Genomic DNA, 17,182 nt, shown 5'->3' on the forward strand with positions numbered 1-17,182 from the left:
AACAATTCCATCATCGCGCGCCGCGCTGTCAGATTTAACGCACCGCCCATCGCCAGAAGGTGGAACAGGGTCATCCGGACACCAACACATCCAGAACAATTTCCCATCATCGCCGTACTCCAGCACATCGAGAACACTTGATCGCATTTGAATTTGTCTCCATGTGGGAAAAAATTCCAAAAAGTGAGTCATTGCCATGTTTGAGTCCCTTGGTTTCGAAAATTTCACCGCTCCAGAAGTCACAGTGTTCTTTGCATTGGGATTGGGCGTCGCATTTGGCCTGTTGGCTGAGCGCAGCAAATTCTGTTTCCGCCGTGGATTGGTCGGTGACGACCGTCGCGCCGCGATGGGTGTCTGGCTGATGGCTCTGGCCGTCGCTGTCGCAGGCACGCAGGCCGCAGTATACGCCGAATTGATCAGCTTTGACGATCACCGCTTTATGACGACAGATATTGCCGTTCCCGCGCTTGTCTTGGGCGGGGTATTGTTTGGCGCCGGAATGGTTCTGACCCGAGGATGTGCATCGCGACTGACTGTGCTGGCGGGATCCGGAAACTTACGTGCCCTGATCGTGATGTTGGTCTTTGCGTTTGTGGCGCATGCGACACTCAAAGGTATCCTATCGCCCCTGCGTACAACGCTCGGCGGCTTTACTTGGTCCATCGAATCCGCCGCCCTTCCAGGATCGGCCCTTATCTGGAGCGGGTTGATTGTGCTTGGGGCGCTGATCGTCGCGTTCCGCTCTGGAAATCGCGTTACAACTCTGGGGCTTGCCGCCTTGATCGGCGCGCTTGTGCCACTGGGCTGGGTGGGCACCGGATACGTGCTGTATGATGATTTTGATCCGGTTGCGATGGAAAGCCTTGCGTTCACATCCACCGCATCTGACAGCCTGTTCTATGGCATCGCGTCATCCGCCGTCAGTGCGAATTTCGGCACGGGCCTCATCGGTGGTGTTGTCTTGGGCAGCCTGCTTGCAGCATTGGTCTTTGGCAGCTTTCGCTGGCAGAGCTTTGAAAGCCCCGCACAAACCGGACGATATCTGTTGGGTGGGACGCTCATGGGGTTTGGCGGCGTATTGGCAGGCGGCTGCACCGTGGGGGCTGGTCTTTCGGGCATCCCAACCCTTTCGGTCTCTGCGATTATCGCGATTGCGGCGATTGCGGGCGGTGCCCTGATAACCCAACGTATCCTTAGTGCACTCGAGATCGAATCCGCTTCACCATCCACCACACCACGGCCACTACCGGCAGAGTGAGGATCGCAGTCAACTCTCCCTTGGTTAGGCCCATCAGGCTTGCCAAGGGATAGGCGGCGTATGACGCCAACGACACAGCGTAATAGCTGATCGCAACCACCGACAGCCCCTCGACCGTCTCTTGCAGACGCAGGGCAAGATCCGCCCGGCGGTCCATGCTTTCCAACAGCGCCTGATTTTGCGCCGATCTGGACACATCGACCTTGGTGCGCAGCAAATCCCCTGCCCGAATAGCCCGATCCGCCAGCGCCTGCAGCCTCCCTTTGGTCGAACTGACGGTGCGCATCGCCGGATCATACCGTCGCATCATGAATTCACCAAAGCTTTGGCGCCCGTCATGGCGTTCCTCGCGCAACACCTTGATCCTTTGGTTCACAATTGTCTCATAGGCTTCGGTTGCGCCAAACCGAAACGACGTTTCCGCGATCAGACTCTCCAACTCGGCTGACACCTGCAGCAAGCTGTCCAAGGTCACCTCGGCCCCTTCGTCTGTGCCGCTGATATGCGCCATCAACTCGGTCAGACGCCCCTCAAGCGCGCCAAGACGCGGTGACATCGCTCGCACTCTGGAAAACCCAAGCATCGACATGCTCTTGTAGGTTTCGATTTCGCACAACCGTTGAACAATACGTCCGACGCGCCGCTTACCAGTTTCCGGCGATACAAACACGGCCATCCGCATATGCCCTGCCGGATTGATCCGAAAGTCGGAGGCCACAACGGCGGCCCCATCCAAAACATCAGAGACAGCCAAACTTTCTGGCACAAACCAGTCACTCAGATTCTGACGCAAGCTTTCCGATTTGCTGCGTTTTTCGACGCGAACCAAGGCCGACGTCATGCGCACACCGGGCATGGCTGCAAGCCAATCTTCGGGAAACACCTCGAACTCTGCGGGATCAAACGGGCGTACCGACAAGCCCTCGGTAAAGACCGTATAGGTCACAAACTCGGTGTGCTGTTCCCACTTGAGCTTGTGGCGTCCGATGTCGCCAGAATAATGTGTGGCGTTGGGCTGAGGATGTGGTGCGCCGTGCCGATCCAACAGCGCGCACAGATGCGCCAGATCTTGGCTTCTATCGCGGCCAACGGCATCACTGGGCTGTTTCACAGCCAAGAACACCGCAGTACACGGCGCCTTAAGCGATGGAAACGGGCGCGCGTGAAGCTCGTTGGTCAACTTATAGCGCAGGGGGTGGTCAGCAAAGCCAGACATCTTCAACTCCAAGTTTCCGGCACCCTAGCAAGATCACAAAATTTGTAAAGAAAATGTTTTATTTCAATATGTTACGTGAATACCATGGTATACGAAACAGCCAACCCCCCATTATTCCACGCAAAACTTGCATCTTTGCGCCACGGGTTTGCTCGTAAAACTCGCCACAGTCTGCGACATCAACGGCCACGCAAGCCATAGAATGCAAAAAGGCGCCCCAAAGGGCGCCTTTTCGGAATAAGCTTTCGACCACTTACTGGATCATATTCAAAAGCTGATCCAACGATGCTTTAGCATCCCCATAGAACATGCGGGTGTTGTCCTTGAAGAACAGCGGGTTTTCGATACCGGAATATCCAGTCCCCTGACCACGTTTGCTGACGAACACTTGTTTCGCCTTCCAGCATTCCAAAACCGGCATGCCAGCGATGGGGCTGTTTGGGTCTTCTTGGGCGGCTGGGTTCACGATGTCGTTGGACCCGATCACAATCGCAACGTCCGTTGTGGGGAAGTCGTCATTGATCTCGTCCATCTCCATCACGATGTCATATGGCACTTTGGCTTCCGCCAAGAGCACGTTCATGTGACCCGGCAAACGACCAGCAACGGGGTGAATAGCAAAACGCACCTCTTTGCCTTTCGCGCGCAAACGACGTGTCAGCTCTGCGACGTTTTGCTGGGCTTGCGCCACAGCCATGCCATAGCCCGGAATGATAATGACACTGTCCGCTTCTTCCAAAGCAGTCGCCACACCATCCGCATCAATCGCGATCTGTTCGCCTTCGACTTCCATTGCAGGACCTGTTGTACCGCCAAAGCCGCCAAGGATCACGCTGATGAACGACCGGTTCATCGCCTTACACATGATGTAAGACAGGATCGCACCAGACGAACCGACAAGCGCGCCCACAACAATCAACAGATCGTTGCCAAGGCTAAAGCCGATCGCCGCCGCAGCCCAACCCGAATACGAGTTCAGCATCGACACAACCACCGGCATGTCCGCACCGCCGATACCCATAATCAGGTGATAGCCGATAAACAGCGCCATCAGTGTCATCAACGCCAGCGGCAGAAAGCCACCCGTGTTAAAGTACCAGATCAGCGAAATCAGCGAGATACCTGCTGCAGTTGCATTCAGCATGTGACCGCCCGGCAGTTTTGTCGCCGAAGACGTCAATTTGCCAGCCAGCTTGCCATAGGCCACCACAGAGCCGGTAAAGGTCACCGCCCCGATAAAGATGCCAAGGAACACTTCAACGCGCAGGATATTGATCTCGACATGTGATTTATGCGCCAGAAGGCCCGCAAACCCATCCAGACCTTCGCGTGCTTCAGGGCTCATTGCCAGCACGTTGCCCAGTTCGATATGTGCGATAAAGCCCACAAATACCGCTGCCAAACCCACCAGAGAGTGCATCGCTGCAACCAACTGGGGCATCTCGGTCATCTGAACACGTGTCGCCACGACATACCCAATGGCGCCACCACAGGCGATCAGAACAATCGACAGCAACCAAAGACCGGCACCGGGGCCAATCAGCGTCGCCGCAACCGCCAGCGCCATGCCAACGATGCCATACCATACCGCGCGCTTTGCGCTTTCTTGTCCGCTCAAACCGCCCAGAGACAGGATAAAGAGAACCGCTGCGACCACATAGGCCGCTGTTGTAAATCCGAATTCCATGTGTCCCTACTCCTTACGATTTCTGGAACATGGCAAGCATGCGCCGTGTTACGAGGAAGCCACCAAAGATGTTGATCCCAGCCATAAAGACCGAAAGCGCGGCAAGGAGGATCACCAAGAAGCTGCTTGATCCGATTTGCATCAAAGCGCCCAGAATGATGATCGACGAGATCGCATTGGTCACCGCCATAAGAGGCGTGTGCAGCGAATGCGCCACATTCCAGATCACCTGGAACCCGATAAAGACCGACAACACGAACACGATAAAGTGCTGCATAAAGCTTGCCGGAGCGACAAGACCTACGCCCAAGAGCAAAGCACCGCCCACAGCCAGCAAGGTCACTTGCTGTTTGGTTTGCGCCTTAAACGCAGCCACTTCGGCGGCGCGCTTTTCTTCTGGCGTCAGCTCTGGCACCACTTCTTTTGGTTTGGCCGCAATGGCCTGCACCTTGGGAGGGGGCGGCGGGAACGTAATGTCGCCTTGAAAGGTCACCGTCGCACCACGGATCACATCGTCTTCCATGTCGTGATTGATCTGACCGTCTTTTTCAGGGGTCAAATCCGTCATCATGTGGCGAATGTTGGTCGCATAAAGGGTTGATGCCTGCGAGGCCATACGAGACGGGAAGTCGGTATACCCAACAATCGTCACGCCGTTCTCGGTCACGATTTTCTCGTCCATCACGGTCAGCTTACAGTTGCCGCCTTTTTCCGCAGCAAGGTCCACAATAACCGAACCGGGTTTCATGGCTGCAACCATGTCTTCGGTCCAAAGCTCGGGGGCTTCGCGGTTCGGGATCAACGCCGTGGTGATCACGATGTCCACTTCAGGGGCAAGTTCGCGGAACTTGGCCAACTGGGCTTCGCGGAATTCGGGGCTCGAGACCGAAGCGTACCCGCCAGTGGCCGCGCCATCCTGTTGCTCTTCTTCAAAGTCCAGATAGACGAACTCGGCACCCATCGATTCGACTTGCTCGGCCACTTCGGGGCGCACATCAAATGCGTAAGTGATCGCGCCAAGGCTGGTCGCGGTTCCAATCGCGGCCAGACCCGCAACGCCTGCACCCACAACCAAAATCTTGGCTGGCGGCACTTTACCCGCAGCGGTAATTTGACCCGTAAAGAAACGACCGAAATTATTGCCTGCCTCGATGACAGCCCGATAACCCGCGATGTTGGCCATCGACGACAATGCGTCCATTTTCTGGGCACGCGAAATACGCGGCACCATTTCCATGGCGATCACATTTGCGCCCTTGGATTTGGCGGCTTCCATTCCATCTTCGTTTCCTGCCGGATTAAAGAATGAAATCAAAGTTTTGTCTTTGGTCAGACGTTTAAGTTCTGTGGCATCGGGTTGACGTACCTTGGCGACAATGTCCACGGCTTTCCACAATGCGGCGGCCGTCTTAAGCACTTCAACTCCGGCGGCTTCGTACAAGGCGTCCGAGAACCCCGCAGATGCGCCAGCGCCGCTTTCAATGGCGCATTCGTAACCCAGTTTCTGCAACTGCAAAGCGGAGTCCGGGGTCATTGCCACGCGGGCTTCCCCTTCAAACACCTCTTTTGGTGTACCTATTTTCACTTTTCCTATCCCCCTTAGATCGTTGAGCAAGATTATTTCAAGCAGACCATGCTGCACTTGCGAAATGTTTTAACGTGTTATGGTTTGTGGCACAAGCGCGTGAACCCCCCACTTGCTTGGCCGTTGCGTCACTAGACCCACCGCCGGGTTTTTTCGCAGTAGCGCGCGAAATCCATTCTGAACTTTCGGCGCAACCGGTTTTCTTCTGGAATGACAAACCGTTTTTCAATAATCCAAACAAATACAGGCACCAATGGCAGCGCCAAAACCGCATCCCATCGCAAGATAAAACCCGCCAGAATCAGTGCGTCCCCGATATAGATGGGGTTGCGGCTACGTTTAAAAATACCCGATGTGACCAAGCGATCGGCATCGCGGTGCGGCACAAGAGTCGTCTTTTGCTTGCGCATTTCTGTAAACGCCAAAAGCATCAGGACAAATCCGCCACCGACAAGGATGCCCCCTGCAAAGTCGGCCCACGCGCCGCCAAAGCTAAGGCCCAAAGTGTATTGGGTCGATTGAACCCAAGCCAAGACCAGCATGGCCACAAGCCATACCGGAGGAATATCGATCCAGTTTTTCATTCGGGTTTATAGACCGCCGTTTCTGACCAGCCACGCATGCCTGTCTGCAAGACAACCACATTTTCGCGCCCTAACAGACGGGCGGCAAACGTAGCCTGCGAAGACAGTGTGCCAGTATTGCAATACAGAACCACCAGACCAGTTTCCGGCAGTTCGCTTAACCGTGAGGGAATGTCGCGCCATTCAATATTGACCGCTCCGGCGATATGACCCGCAGCAAACTGCTCGGCGTCGCGGGTATCAACAAAGACAGCTGCGTCAAACACGTCTTGATCCAATTGGGCCGGTAGAATGATCCCGGATTCGTATGTCGCAAAGTCCATGTAATCAACCACGGCCTCGAAGACGTCGGCATCACTGGCCCAGACCGGCGTCACGCACATGATAAATCCGATAAGAAAATGCAACAGTTTCATATGGGTATTCCTAGTCTCTTGCACACATCTTTCAAAGGGAAACCCACCAAGCAACAGGATAAAAGAACAACTTACTGTGTGTGCATACAATTATGGAAATCTTTTAGGCGCCTTACATCAACCAAGGCCCCGCCAAAGGTGCGCTTGCTTGACCAATCCAGATGGCGAATGGGTCAAGCGACAGCTCTGCCTATTCCCATTCCATTTCTTCAAAAACACGTCCGGCATTTTTTGTGGCAAGTTCTTCGAAGGTGTCCAGAGTTTTCCAACGCTCTTGGTCCACATAATAGGCCGTGGACAAATCCCCACCATCTTCGATGTGGGCGCCGATTTTTGTGCGCAGATCGACCAGATAATCACGTGTAAAGCGGCGGACCTGAGCAAGGTTCGTTGGGTGCCCGTGACCAGGAATCAGATATGTCGGTGCCAAGGGTTCAAGCCCATTTTCCCATGTCTCGATCCAGCAGCTCGTGCAGATACCTTCGAAAATTGGCAACATCCGCTCGTGAAACGCGATATCGCCGGCAATCATCATGCCCCATTGTGGAATCCAGACTTGGGTATCGCCCGGGTCATGCGCTGAACCAAGGTGCATGATTTCGAACTTCACGCCCCCCAGTTCGAGATCATAGGTGTCTGTAAAGCTCAGGTTGGGAACAACCGTGCGTGTCCCTTCGGCCTTGTCGCGGTTATACCGCTCCATACCCTGCAAAATGAAATCGGCCTCTGAAGTAAAGGCTTCGATGGCGTCCACATGGGCCAAAATGTCGACCCCTTGATCCATCCAGTATGCATTGCCCAACATGGCATGCCCCTGACCGTTTTCATTCACGACAAGCACGACGGGTTGATCGGTGATTTGTTTAATTTCATCATGCAGCGCCTTGGCAAGACGCACAGAGGCACCGCCATTCACGACAACCACACCTTCGCTTGTGACAACAAAGGACAAGTTGTTATTGTGGCCAGAGTTTTCATAAGTCGGTGGCGCTGTGGCTCCGATGGCGGAAAACACATGTGGAATGACCTCAACAGGTTTTGAGTACAACTCCGACTGAGGATACTGATCCGGGATGTCTTCGCTTGCAAAAACCATGGTCGCAAAAACGGACAGAGCCGTGGCAATTCCTGTCAATCGGGTCATCAGCGTGTCTCCTGTTGATAGCTGAATTTAGCAATAATGCACAAATTCACAAATGTGAATGAATAATAAAGTGACGGAACGGCGCGTCTTGTCACAGCCCCCTGCCCTCGTAAGGTGAACCAAACAAGGAGGACAACATGACCCTAACAGGAAAACACGCACTGGTGACCGGCGGCGGAACAGGAATTGGACTGGCCATCGCGCGGGCCTTGGCAGATCAAGGCGCCCAAGTCACCATCACGGGCCGACGCCTCAATGTGCTTGAAGAGCACGCAAACAACGGTTTGCACGCCATCCAAATGGATGTTGCCGACGAGGCGTCAGTTGTCGAAGGCGTGGCCGCTGCCGTCGCCGCGCGCGGCCCCATCCAGATTTGTGTACCCAACGCTGGCATCGCCGAAGGTCGCGCACTTCATAATACGGATATGGCGTTTTGGCGGCACATGATGGGGATCAACGTCGATGGATGTTATCTGACCATTCGCGAATGCCTGAAATCTATGGTGACGACAGATTGGGGGCGGGTCATTGCAGTCTCATCAATTGCCGGTTTGCGCGGTCTCAAGGGCGCTCCGTGTTATTCGACGTCAAAGCACGCGGTCATTGGCATGATCAAGGCTCTGTCTGCAGACTTCGCGACCAAGCCCTATACATTTAATGCGTTATGTCCGGCCTATGTGGATACTGACATCGTCACGGACAACACCCAGAAAATCATGGAACGTACAGGCATGTCCGAAGCAGAGGCCCGCAAACTTATGGTTGGCGTCAATCCGCATGGGCGGTTAATCACCCCCGAAGAAGTTGCCGAGGCCGCACTGTTCCTGTGTGCGCCCAACTCTGGTAGCGTCAACGGACAAACCATTCAAATTTCCGGCGGTGAAATGTAACCCTGATGACCCGCGACGAGTTCAACACCTTTTGCGCCACCTTTCCGGCAACATCGCATGTTGTCCAATGGGGGAATGCGGACGTGTGGAAGGTCGCGGACAAGGTCTTTGCAATCTGTGGCTGGAGCGATGGCCAAGACGCCTTTACGTTCAAGGTCTCGGATATTGCCTTTGAAGTCTTGCAAAGCACGCCTGGAATTCGCCCAGCGCCTTACCTCGCATCGCGAGGAATGAAATGGTTACAGCACTACTGCGCCCCTGGGCTTGGCGATGAAGAGCTGTGTCGTCACATTGCTCTGTCCTATTGGATTGTGTCGACCGGTCTTTCCAAAAAGAAACGCCTTGAGCTGGGGATACCGCTAACCCCACCCGAGGCGCTCTAGGGATCAGCTAAACACCCTGTCATGCCCTCACAATAAACCGTGGGCATGACAGGTTTTCTTGGGCTACCGCTATTTGCGGCCCATCATGTAAAATTCATCGTTCGGGCGCATGGACGTAAAGTTGGCCATGCGGTTGGACAACCCGAAAAAGGCTGTCACGCCAGCGATGTCCCAGACATCTTCGTCCGAGAACCCGTGCCCCCGAAGCAGATCAAAGTCTTCGTCACAAATCGCGCGTGCATCGTTTGACACTTTCATTGCAAAATCCAGCATGGCCATCTGGCGTGGCGTGATATCCGCTTTGCGATAGTTGGCGGCAACCTGATCCGCAATCAGCGGATCTTTGGCGCGAATACGCAAAATTGCCCCATGCGCCACAACGCAATACTGACAATTGTTGTCGCTGGATGTGACGACCACAATCATTTCGCGTTCGGCTTTGGTCACGCCGCTGTCACGCTCCATGAGCGCATCATGATACGCCACAAATGCACGGAATTCATCTGGTCGGTGCGCCAATGTCAAAAATACATTTGGGATGAACCCAAGCTTTTCCTGAACCGTCAACAACAGCGTTTTGATATCTTCGGGCATGTCGTTGATGTCGGGAATTGGAAATCGGCTGATTGGAGCGTCGGTCATGGCAGTATCCTTTTCAAAAGCAATATTTTCAAAGCGCCCACCACCGCAGTGGAAAACGCGTATTATCGGGGCAGAGTGTTGAAAAACGTCTCTGCAAACAGATCGACAGGCTCGGAACTTTGCACCAGCTTTGCGCGCAAGATGGCCCCCTCCCACCCAATCCAGAAAAATGCAGCCAATCTGGCACAATCTGCATCAGGTGAGATGTCACCCGCGTCCTGAGCCAGCTGCAGACAGGTCTGAACGCGACGTTGCCAATCTTGGAACACCGCTTCGAGCGGAGTACGGAACTGATCTTGCGTAGCGCCAAGTTCCTGACCAAGGTTGCCAATCAAACACCCACGGCGGTACGAAAACCGCTCTAGCCCACGCTTGCCGTCCTCGACAAAATCACGCAATCGATCCAACGGCGCGCGGGTCTCGACCAGCAACCAGCGGTCCAGTTTTTTGGCAAAATACAGCGCATAGCCATCAATGACCGCGCGGCAGAAATCATCTTTGCTCGAAAAATAATGGTAAAACGACCCTTTGGGCACGCCGACCTTCCTGAGCACATCGTTTATGCCGGTTTGCGCATAGCCTTGTTCGGTTAGAAATTCGATCCCGCAACGCACCAGACGTTCTCGGGTCTCAAGCCGCTCGGTGCCTGCCTTTTTAGGGCGCCCCCGACGCGGCGCATTTGCTTTTTGGGTGTCTTGTACGTGGTGCTGCATGATGATCTTTTAGACCGGTCGTCTATAAAAATCAACCATCTGAATATGTTTAAATTATCGTAGAATAAATTCTGTGAATTCAACACATAAAGCGCGCTCAGACTTCGCACCTAGCCCTATGTCAACGACTGTTGAAAATTCCACCGCGCGCACAAGGCAATGTCACCAACCGAATCTGGGAACAGGCGCTAGGCTGGACAGCGGTCCAAACGTGCGTCGCGTGTGGCTGCCCAGATGCGCACCGCGTCACCAAAAGCTTGGAACAATGGACGCGATACGGGATCATTCGCCGCATCCCATTCCGGATGCCATTGCACGGCCAATGTAAACCCTGGCGCATCTTTGATATAGGTCGCCTCGGGCGTGCCATCTGGCGCATACCCTTCAATAACGACACGCGTGCCTGCGGTTTTTATGCCCTGCCCGTGCAGTGAATTGGTCATGACCTTTGGTGCGCCCATCAGATCATGAAACACACCACCTTCGGTGAACTCGACACAATGGCGCAGCGCAAATTTTTCTTCCAAAGTGCCGTCAGGTGGCATGCGGTGATTGTCACGTCCGGGCAAGTCGCGAATTTCGGGATACAGTGACCCGCCCATCGCAACGTTCACTTCTTGGAACCCGCGGCAAATGCCTAGAAACGGCTGGCCGCTTTCGACACAGGCCCGCACAAGCGGGAGCACGATCGCATCGCGTGCACGATCAAAGTCGCCATGCGCCTCGGTGGCGGCTTCGCCATAGTTCTCGGGGTGAACGTTTGGGCGCCCCCCTGTCAATAAAAAGCCATCGCAGCGCTCTAGCAGTTCCTCAACAGACACAAACCGTGGGTCGGCAGGGATCAACAATGGCATACATCCAGACACACCCGACACCGCCTCGGAGTTCATGGTACCTCCTGCGTGGGCAGGATATTGATCATTTAGCAAATACTGATTGCCGATAATTCCAACAACTGGCCGTGCCATAGATACCTCATCTGGATTTTGGCACCAACATAGGCACGGCTTTCGGTATGCGCAAACGGGTATCAGGCCTCGCCAATCAATCCCGCAGCGTCAATCCCCGCCATCGCAGCAATTGCGTCATTGTCAGAGGTATCGCCAGTCAATCCAACGGCACCAATCACCACGCCCTTTTTGTCGCGCACCAGTACACCGCCGGGCACAGGGATCACTTGGCCGCCATACACGCCATTGACCGCCGCCATAAAGTAAGGTTGCTGTTCTGCACGCGCCATTTGTGCCGATCCCGACATCCCCAACATAACCGCGCCATAGGCCTTGCCGTGCGCGATTGGGAAACGCCCCGGAGCTGCGCCATCTTCGCGTTCAAAGGCTTGCACATGTCCGCCAGCATCCAGAACAACCACTGACAGCGGCCGAAGCTGCATCTCGCGGCCCTTTTCAAATGCCTTACGAATGATTGTACGCGCCTTGCGAAGGGAAATATCAGCCATTGGAGTGTCTTTCATGTTGCCAAAGGATCATACGGCAAGGCCCACCCCCATCAGGTGATACGCCCTGCCTTGTCCTTCAGATCACAAAGACGCCTTTAGTTCCAGACGCCGCGCATGCAAAACCGGTTCTGTATATCCAGAAGGCTGGACACGCCCGCGAAACACCAGATCACAGGCCGCTTGGAACGCAATGCCGTCAAAGTCAGGGGCCATAGGCCGATACAGCGGATCACCGCTGTTTTGACGATCAACCACAGCGGCCATTTTTTGCATTGCGGTCATGACGCGGGCCTCGCTGACCACCCCATGGTGCAGCCAATTCGCAAGCGCCTGACTTGAAATCCGGCAGGTGGCACGATCTTCCATCAATCCCACATCATGGATATCGGGCACTTTGGAACATCCAACGCCTTGGTCGATCCAACGCACCACATATCCAAGAATACCTTGCGCATTGTTTTCGATTTCTTCGGCAATTTCGGCGTCAGACAGGTTTTCACCTGCCATCACCGGAATGGTCAGCAAATCTGCCAGCGTTCCGCGTGCCCCGTGGGCCTTAAGCGTGTCCTGTCGGGCCAGAACATCAATCTTGTGATAATGTGTGGCGTGCAGGGTTGCTGCGGTCGGGGAAGGCACCCACGCGCAATTTGCACCAGACATCGGGTGCCCGCTCTTGGCTTCAAGCATGGCCCCCATCAAATCGGGCATGGCCCACATCCCTTTGCCGATCTGCGCTTTGCCTTGCAAGCCGCAGGCCAAGCCGATGTCGACATTACGGTCTTCGTAAGACAAAATCCAAGGCGTCGTTTTCATCTCGCCTTTGCGCAAGAAGGCCCCCGCCTCGATCGAGGTATGGATTTCATCGCCCGTCCGATCCAAAAATCCGGTGTTGATAAAGGCCACACGATGCTGGGCGGCCCGAATACATTCCTTGAGGTTCACCGAGGTCCGACGCTCTTCATCCATGATGCCGATTTTCACCGTATGGCGCGGCAAACCAAGGATGTCTTCGACTTTGTCAAAGATTTCATCGGTAAACGCGACCTCTTGGGGCCCGTGCATCTTGGGCTTGACCACATACACCGAGCCATGCACCGAATTTCCGCTGTCGCGCTGCAGGTCATGCATCGCAATCATCACGGTGGTCAGCGCATCCATCAGACCTTCGCCAATTTCCAGACCGTCACGATCCAAAACCGCGGGATTGGTCATCAAATGACCCACGTTGCGCACCAGCATCAAAGACCGTCCCTTAAGAGACGCGTTGGCACCATCAGGTGTGCAATAGGTGACATCTGCCTTGAGTGTCCGATCAAACACCTGTCCGGCCTTTTCAACTGTTTCAGCCAAATCCCCGCGCATCAACCCAAGCCAGTTTCCGTACGCCAGAACCTTGTCTTCGGCATCCACACAGGCCACGGAATCTTCGCAATCCATGATCGTCGACAGAGCGGACTCAAGCGTAATATCATCGATACCCGCGGTATCAGTTTTGCCGATATTCCCCTGACTGTTCACCTCAAGCACGACGTGCAACCCGTTATTCTTAAGCAAGATACGGTCGGGCGCGCTGGCAACACCTGCATAGCCGACAAATTGAGCCTTGTCCGCAAGCGGCACTGAGAGCGCGCCATCAATCACAGACATCGGGCCCACGTCGGCCCACGATCCGGTCGCCAACGGCGCGGCCTGATCCAAAAACGTGCGTCCCCACGCAATGACACGTGCGCCGCGTGCCGCATCGTATCCCTTGCCAACAGGAAGATCCCCCATGGCATCCGTACCATATAGGGCATCATATAATGACCCCCACCGCGCATTGGCCGCATTCAACGCAAAGCGGGCATTGGTGATCGGCACAACAAGCTGTGGCCCGGGAACCAAAGCAATTTCGGGGTCCACATTGGCGGTCTGAATGTCAAAATCTGTACCTTCGGGTAACAAATATCCGATTTCACGCAAGAACGCCTCATATGCATCCGCATCATGAGCCTGCACTTTGCGGGACATATGCCATGCATCAACCTTTTGCTGCATGTCTTCGCGAACTGCCAACAACGCACGATTTTTGGGACCAAGGTCATGCGCAAGGTCACTTAGGCCCGCCCAGAATGCATCTGCCGACACACCGGTTCCAGCAAGGGCTTGCGCCTCGATGAAATCCACCAATACGGGGTCAACTTGCAGTCCGCTTTTTTCAATCCGTGTTGTCATTTTCTTCGCTCCAAACCCACCCGTACACAACGGCATACCGTATTCGATAAATCAGAAGTTTCCTATAGGCAACAAAGTTGACATCCTCAGAATCCCTAAGGGTTCTTCAAGATTTTCCTGAAACTGGCAAAACAGATTTTGACAGGCGCTTGATCGGGCATGCCACCTTGCGCATGGCTCGTGATGCGCTACATCTTGACCCAATGATGATACAGGAGACCGCCATGCGCGACGCCAGCCCCCAGACGATCTATCTTAAGGATTACACGCCCTTTGGGTATATTATCGATGCTGTCGATCTCACGTTTCGGCTGGACCCGACAGCCACGCGCGTCATCAGCCGGCTCTCATTGCGCCCAAACCCCGAGGCCAGCGACCCATGCTTTTTCCTGCATGGCGAAGATCTCAAGTTGATTTCTGCCAAAATCGACGGCCAAGATATTGCACCGCGTCTGATCGAAGGTGGTCTTGAAGCAGATGTTCCCAACGCCCCGTTCGTGTGGGAAACCGAGGTCGAAATAAACCCGCAGGCCAATACCGCGCTAGAAGGGCTCTATATGTCGAATGGCATGTATTGCACCCAATGCGAGGCCCAAGGTTTTCGCAAAATCACCTATTATCCTGACCGCCCCGATGTCATGTCGGTATTCACTGTCCGTATTGAAGGCAACACAGACACCACCCCCCAGCTTTTGTCGAACGGCAACAAGGTCGAAACAGGGGCGCTTTCGAATTCAGATGCACAGTTTGCGGTCTGGCATGACCCGTGGCCGAAGCCGGCCTATTTGTTTGCCTTGGTTGCGGGAGATCTTGTCGCGCATCAAGACAGCATCGTCACCATGTCTGGCAAAACCGTTCAGCTTGCGATCTGGGTGCGCCCGGGGGATGAAAACAAATGCAGCTTTGGGATGGATGCGCTTAAGAAGTCCATGCGCTGGGACGAAGACGTGTATGGCCGCGAATATGATCTCGACGAATTCAATATCGTTGCGGTCGATGACTTCAACATGGGCGCTATGGAAAACAAAGGGCTCAACATCTTCAATTCGTCCTGTGTTCTGGCCAGCGCGGAAACCAGCACCGATGCCAATTTCGAGCGGATCGAAGCCATCATTGCACACGAGTATTTCCATAACTGGACAGGCAACCGCATTACCTGCCGTGACTGGTTCCAGCTTTGCCTTAAGGAAGGTCTGACCGTTTTTCGCGATCATCAGTTCACAGCAGATGAGCGCAGCGCCCCTGTCGCACGTATCGACAATGTTCTGGCCTTGCGCGCCCGTCAGTTCCCCGAAGATCAAGGGCCCCTGTCGCATCCTGTCCGCCCCGAAAGCTTTCAGGAGATCAACAACTTTTACACCGCCACCGTGTACGAAAAAGGTGCCGAAGTCATTGGCATGCTCAAAACGCTTGTCGGGGATGCCGCCTATGCCAAGGCGCTGGATCTCTATTTTGACAGACACGACGGCGACGCGGCCACAATCGAAGACTGGTTAAAGGTCTTCCAAGACAGCACCGGCCGGGACCTGAGCCAATTCAAGCGCTGGTATTCACAATCAGGCACGCCACAGGTCACCGTGCGCGAAGACTATGATGGTGACACCTTCACCTTGCATATGTCACAATCCACTGCCCCATCGACCGAACAGCCCAACAAACTGCCACAGGTCATTCCGGTCGCGGTCGGGCTGCTTGACGACGCGGGCAACGAAATACTGCCCACGCAAGTTCTGGAACTTGACCAAGACGAAAAGAGCTTTTCCTTTTCTGGGATGTCTGCACGCCCGACGCCATCGATCTTGCGCAATTTCTCTGCGCCCGTGATGCTGACCCAAGAAGGCGGCAATTCACGCCGAGCGTTCTTGTTGGCGCATGACACCGATCCGTTCAATCGTTGGGAAGCTGGCCGCATGCTTGCGCGGGCCTCTCTGGTTGACAGCATCACCACGGGTTCCGCCCCTAATCCCGACTATCTAAGTGGGCTTGTCGCGGTCCTGTCTGACACGACATTGGACCCCGCGTACCGCGCATTGATGTTTGGCCAACCCACCCAGTCAGAGCTCGCGGGGATTCTGCATGAATCCAGCACCGCGCCTGACCCGCAGGCCATTCACGACGCAAGCGAAACCCTGCGCGCCGCCAAGGCCGAAACTCTGGCCGATATGCTGCCGGATCTTTATGCGCAAAATCAGGTAACAGGTCCGTTTTCACCAGACGCCGAGGCCGTCGGCAAACGCGCCTTGGCCAATGCCGCGCTGGCCCTGTTGTCGCGTCAGGATGGCGGTGCCACTGCGGCGCTGCAATATCAGAACTCCGACAACATGACACAGCAGCTTGCCGCCCTTGCCGCATTGCTGGATGTCGGGGCGGGCGATGACCATCTTGCGGCATTCGAGGCGCAATGGTCGCACGACCGCCTTGTGATGGACAAATGGTTCAGCTTGCAGATCATGCAAGCCAAACCCGAAGACGTCGCGGACACCACCCGCCGCCTGACACTCCATGCAGACTTTGACATGAAAAACCCCAACCGGTTCCGTGCTGTCATGGGGGCTTTGTCGATGCATCACGCCGGGTTCCACCATGACGGGGGCGCGGCCTATACGTTGTTGACCGATTGGCTGATCAAGCTCGACCCGCTCAACCCGCAAACCACAGCCCGCATGTGCAGCGCATTCCAAACCTGGACCAGATATGATGCCGGACGTCAGGCCCTGTTGCGCGCGCAACTTGAACGCCTAGTGGCAACACCTAATCTAAGCCGTGACACGTCCGAAATGATCACGCGCATCTTGGGGTAACCAAACAGCCACCCAACAAAAACATCGCGAGCATGGCGACCACTTCGCCATGCTCGCAATCTGCAATATCTGGGATCACAACCAGCCTGTTCTGTCGCCTTTGCTCACGATGGCGGGTATCGGCTCATCGCAAATAAACACCAAAACCGTCTGGATTATTCCAATAAGGTGCCACGTTTCGGCCCGAATA

15 protein-coding genes are annotated in these 17,182 nt (G+C 54.8%); 4 read left to right on the forward strand and 11 right to left on the reverse strand.

Annotated elements, in window-relative coordinates; genetic code table 11:
* Positions 1-196: 196 nt before the first annotated feature.
* Entirely contained in the window at positions 197-1,258 is a 1,062-nt protein-coding gene (locus tag FAP39_RS03900; RefSeq protein WP_138015075.1) for a YeeE/YedE family protein, read from the forward strand.
* Here the strand turns inward: FAP39_RS03900 and FAP39_RS03905 are convergent.
* From FAP39_RS03905 to FAP39_RS03930, 6 genes are all read right to left on the reverse strand, one after another.
* Positions 1,194-2,474, reverse strand: a complete 1,281-nt coding sequence (locus FAP39_RS03905; RefSeq protein ID WP_138015076.1) for a DUF3422 family protein — start codon at positions 2,472-2,474, stop codon at positions 1,194-1,196. The genes FAP39_RS03900 and FAP39_RS03905 overlap by 65 nt on opposite strands.
* A gap of 253 nt (positions 2,475-2,727) precedes the next feature.
* Entirely contained in the window at positions 2,728-4,161 is a 1,434-nt protein-coding gene (locus FAP39_RS03910) for an NAD(P)(+) transhydrogenase (Re/Si-specific) subunit beta (protein ID WP_138015077.1), read from the reverse strand.
* Between the two features lie 13 nt (positions 4,162-4,174).
* Positions 4,175-5,746 carry a Re/Si-specific NAD(P)(+) transhydrogenase subunit alpha gene (locus FAP39_RS03915; RefSeq protein ID WP_138015078.1) on the reverse strand — a complete coding sequence of 524 codons (1,572 nt, stop codon included), beginning with the start codon at positions 5,744-5,746 and terminating at the stop codon, positions 4,175-4,177.
* Positions 5,747-5,877: 131 nt separating this feature from the next.
* A complete protein-coding gene (locus tag FAP39_RS03920; RefSeq protein WP_138015079.1) occupies positions 5,878-6,330 on the reverse strand; it encodes a methyltransferase family protein in 453 nt (150 codons plus the stop codon).
* On the reverse strand, positions 6,327-6,746 hold the full coding sequence (locus FAP39_RS03925; RefSeq protein WP_138015080.1) for a rhodanese-like domain-containing protein: 420 nt from the start codon (positions 6,744-6,746) through the stop codon (positions 6,327-6,329). The genes FAP39_RS03920 and FAP39_RS03925 overlap by 4 nt, the downstream gene beginning before the upstream one ends.
* A 190-nt stretch (positions 6,747-6,936) precedes the next feature.
* Positions 6,937-7,890, reverse strand: coding sequence for an MBL fold metallo-hydrolase (locus FAP39_RS03930; protein WP_138015081.1), 954 nt, complete (start codon positions 7,888-7,890; stop codon positions 6,937-6,939).
* A 137-nt stretch (positions 7,891-8,027) separates the two neighbouring features.
* Between FAP39_RS03930 and FAP39_RS03935 the strand changes: the two genes are divergently transcribed.
* Positions 8,028-8,780: an SDR family NAD(P)-dependent oxidoreductase gene (locus tag FAP39_RS03935; protein ID WP_138015082.1), complete on the forward strand. Its 753-nt coding sequence runs from the start codon at positions 8,028-8,030 to the stop codon at positions 8,778-8,780.
* 5 nt (positions 8,781-8,785) lie between these two features.
* Positions 8,786-9,163: an MmcQ/YjbR family DNA-binding protein gene (locus FAP39_RS03940; protein ID WP_138015083.1), complete on the forward strand. Its 378-nt coding sequence runs from the start codon at positions 8,786-8,788 to the stop codon at positions 9,161-9,163.
* 69 nt (positions 9,164-9,232) lie between these two features.
* Here the strand turns inward: FAP39_RS03940 and FAP39_RS03945 are convergent, their stop codons facing one another.
* From FAP39_RS03945 to FAP39_RS03965, 5 genes are all read right to left on the reverse strand, one after another.
* Positions 9,233-9,805 (reverse strand): peroxidase-related enzyme, encoded by a 573-nt coding sequence (locus FAP39_RS03945; RefSeq protein WP_138015084.1) that lies wholly within the window; start codon positions 9,803-9,805, stop codon positions 9,233-9,235.
* Between the two features lie 62 nt (positions 9,806-9,867).
* Positions 9,868-10,518 carry an acrylate utilization transcriptional regulator AcuR gene (gene acuR / locus FAP39_RS03950; RefSeq protein WP_138015085.1) on the reverse strand — a complete coding sequence of 217 codons (651 nt, stop codon included), beginning with the start codon at positions 10,516-10,518 and terminating at the stop codon, positions 9,868-9,870.
* 188 nt (positions 10,519-10,706) lie between these two features.
* The gene (locus tag FAP39_RS03955) at positions 10,707-11,486 is read right to left on the reverse strand and encodes a gamma-glutamyl-gamma-aminobutyrate hydrolase family protein (protein WP_138015086.1); all 780 of its coding nucleotides are present in this window, start codon (positions 11,484-11,486) and stop codon (positions 10,707-10,709) included.
* Between the two features lie 62 nt (positions 11,487-11,548).
* A complete protein-coding gene (locus tag FAP39_RS03960; RefSeq protein ID WP_138015087.1) occupies positions 11,549-11,977 on the reverse strand; it encodes a GlcG/HbpS family heme-binding protein in 429 nt (142 codons plus the stop codon).
* An 81-nt stretch (positions 11,978-12,058) separates the two neighbouring features.
* Positions 12,059-14,191: a malate synthase G gene (locus tag FAP39_RS03965; RefSeq protein ID WP_138015088.1), complete on the reverse strand. Its 2,133-nt coding sequence runs from the start codon at positions 14,189-14,191 to the stop codon at positions 12,059-12,061.
* 224 nt (positions 14,192-14,415) lie between these two features.
* Between FAP39_RS03965 and pepN the strand changes: the two genes are divergently transcribed.
* A complete protein-coding gene (gene pepN, locus FAP39_RS03970; RefSeq protein ID WP_138015089.1) occupies positions 14,416-16,992 on the forward strand; it encodes an aminopeptidase N in 2,577 nt (858 codons plus the stop codon).
* Positions 16,993-17,182: the final 190 nt, after the last annotated feature.

Source organism: Shimia litoralis (genome assembly GCF_005518135.1).
In the GTDB taxonomy this organism is placed as follows: Bacteria; Pseudomonadota; Alphaproteobacteria; order Rhodobacterales; family Rhodobacteraceae; genus Shimia_E; species Shimia_E litoralis.

Bases quoted from the DNA above. Each gene is read 5' to 3' on its own strand.
- FAP39_RS03900 (WP_138015075.1), top strand. From the start codon at position 197: ATGTTTGAGTCCCTTGGTTTCGAAAATTTCACCGCTCCAGAAGTCACA.
- FAP39_RS03905 (WP_138015076.1), bottom strand. From the start codon at position 2,474: ATGTCTGGCTTTGCTGACCACCCCCTGCGCTATAAGTTGACCAACGAG.
- FAP39_RS03910 (WP_138015077.1), bottom strand. From the start codon at position 4,161: ATGGAATTCGGATTTACAACAGCGGCCTATGTGGTCGCAGCGGTTCTC.
- FAP39_RS03920 (WP_138015079.1), bottom strand. From the start codon at position 6,330: ATGAAAAACTGGATCGATATTCCTCCGGTATGGCTTGTGGCCATGCTG.
- FAP39_RS03925 (WP_138015080.1), bottom strand. From the start codon at position 6,746: ATGAAACTGTTGCATTTTCTTATCGGATTTATCATGTGCGTGACGCCG.
- FAP39_RS03930 (WP_138015081.1), bottom strand. From the start codon at position 7,890: ATGACCCGATTGACAGGAATTGCCACGGCTCTGTCCGTTTTTGCGACC.
- FAP39_RS03935 (WP_138015082.1), top strand. From the start codon at position 8,028: ATGACCCTAACAGGAAAACACGCACTGGTGACCGGCGGCGGAACAGGA.
- FAP39_RS03940 (WP_138015083.1), top strand. From the start codon at position 8,786: ATGACCCGCGACGAGTTCAACACCTTTTGCGCCACCTTTCCGGCAACA.
- FAP39_RS03945 (WP_138015084.1), bottom strand. From the start codon at position 9,805: ATGACCGACGCTCCAATCAGCCGATTTCCAATTCCCGACATCAACGAC.
- acuR (WP_138015085.1), bottom strand. From the start codon at position 10,518: ATGCAGCACCACGTACAAGACACCCAAAAAGCAAATGCGCCGCGTCGG.
- FAP39_RS03955 (WP_138015086.1), bottom strand. From the start codon at position 11,486: ATGGCACGGCCAGTTGTTGGAATTATCGGCAATCAGTATTTGCTAAAT.
- FAP39_RS03960 (WP_138015087.1), bottom strand. From the start codon at position 11,977: ATGGCTGATATTTCCCTTCGCAAGGCGCGTACAATCATTCGTAAGGCA.
- FAP39_RS03965 (WP_138015088.1), bottom strand. From the start codon at position 14,191: ATGACAACACGGATTGAAAAAAGCGGACTGCAAGTTGACCCCGTATTG.
- pepN (WP_138015089.1), top strand. From the start codon at position 14,416: ATGCGCGACGCCAGCCCCCAGACGATCTATCTTAAGGATTACACGCCC.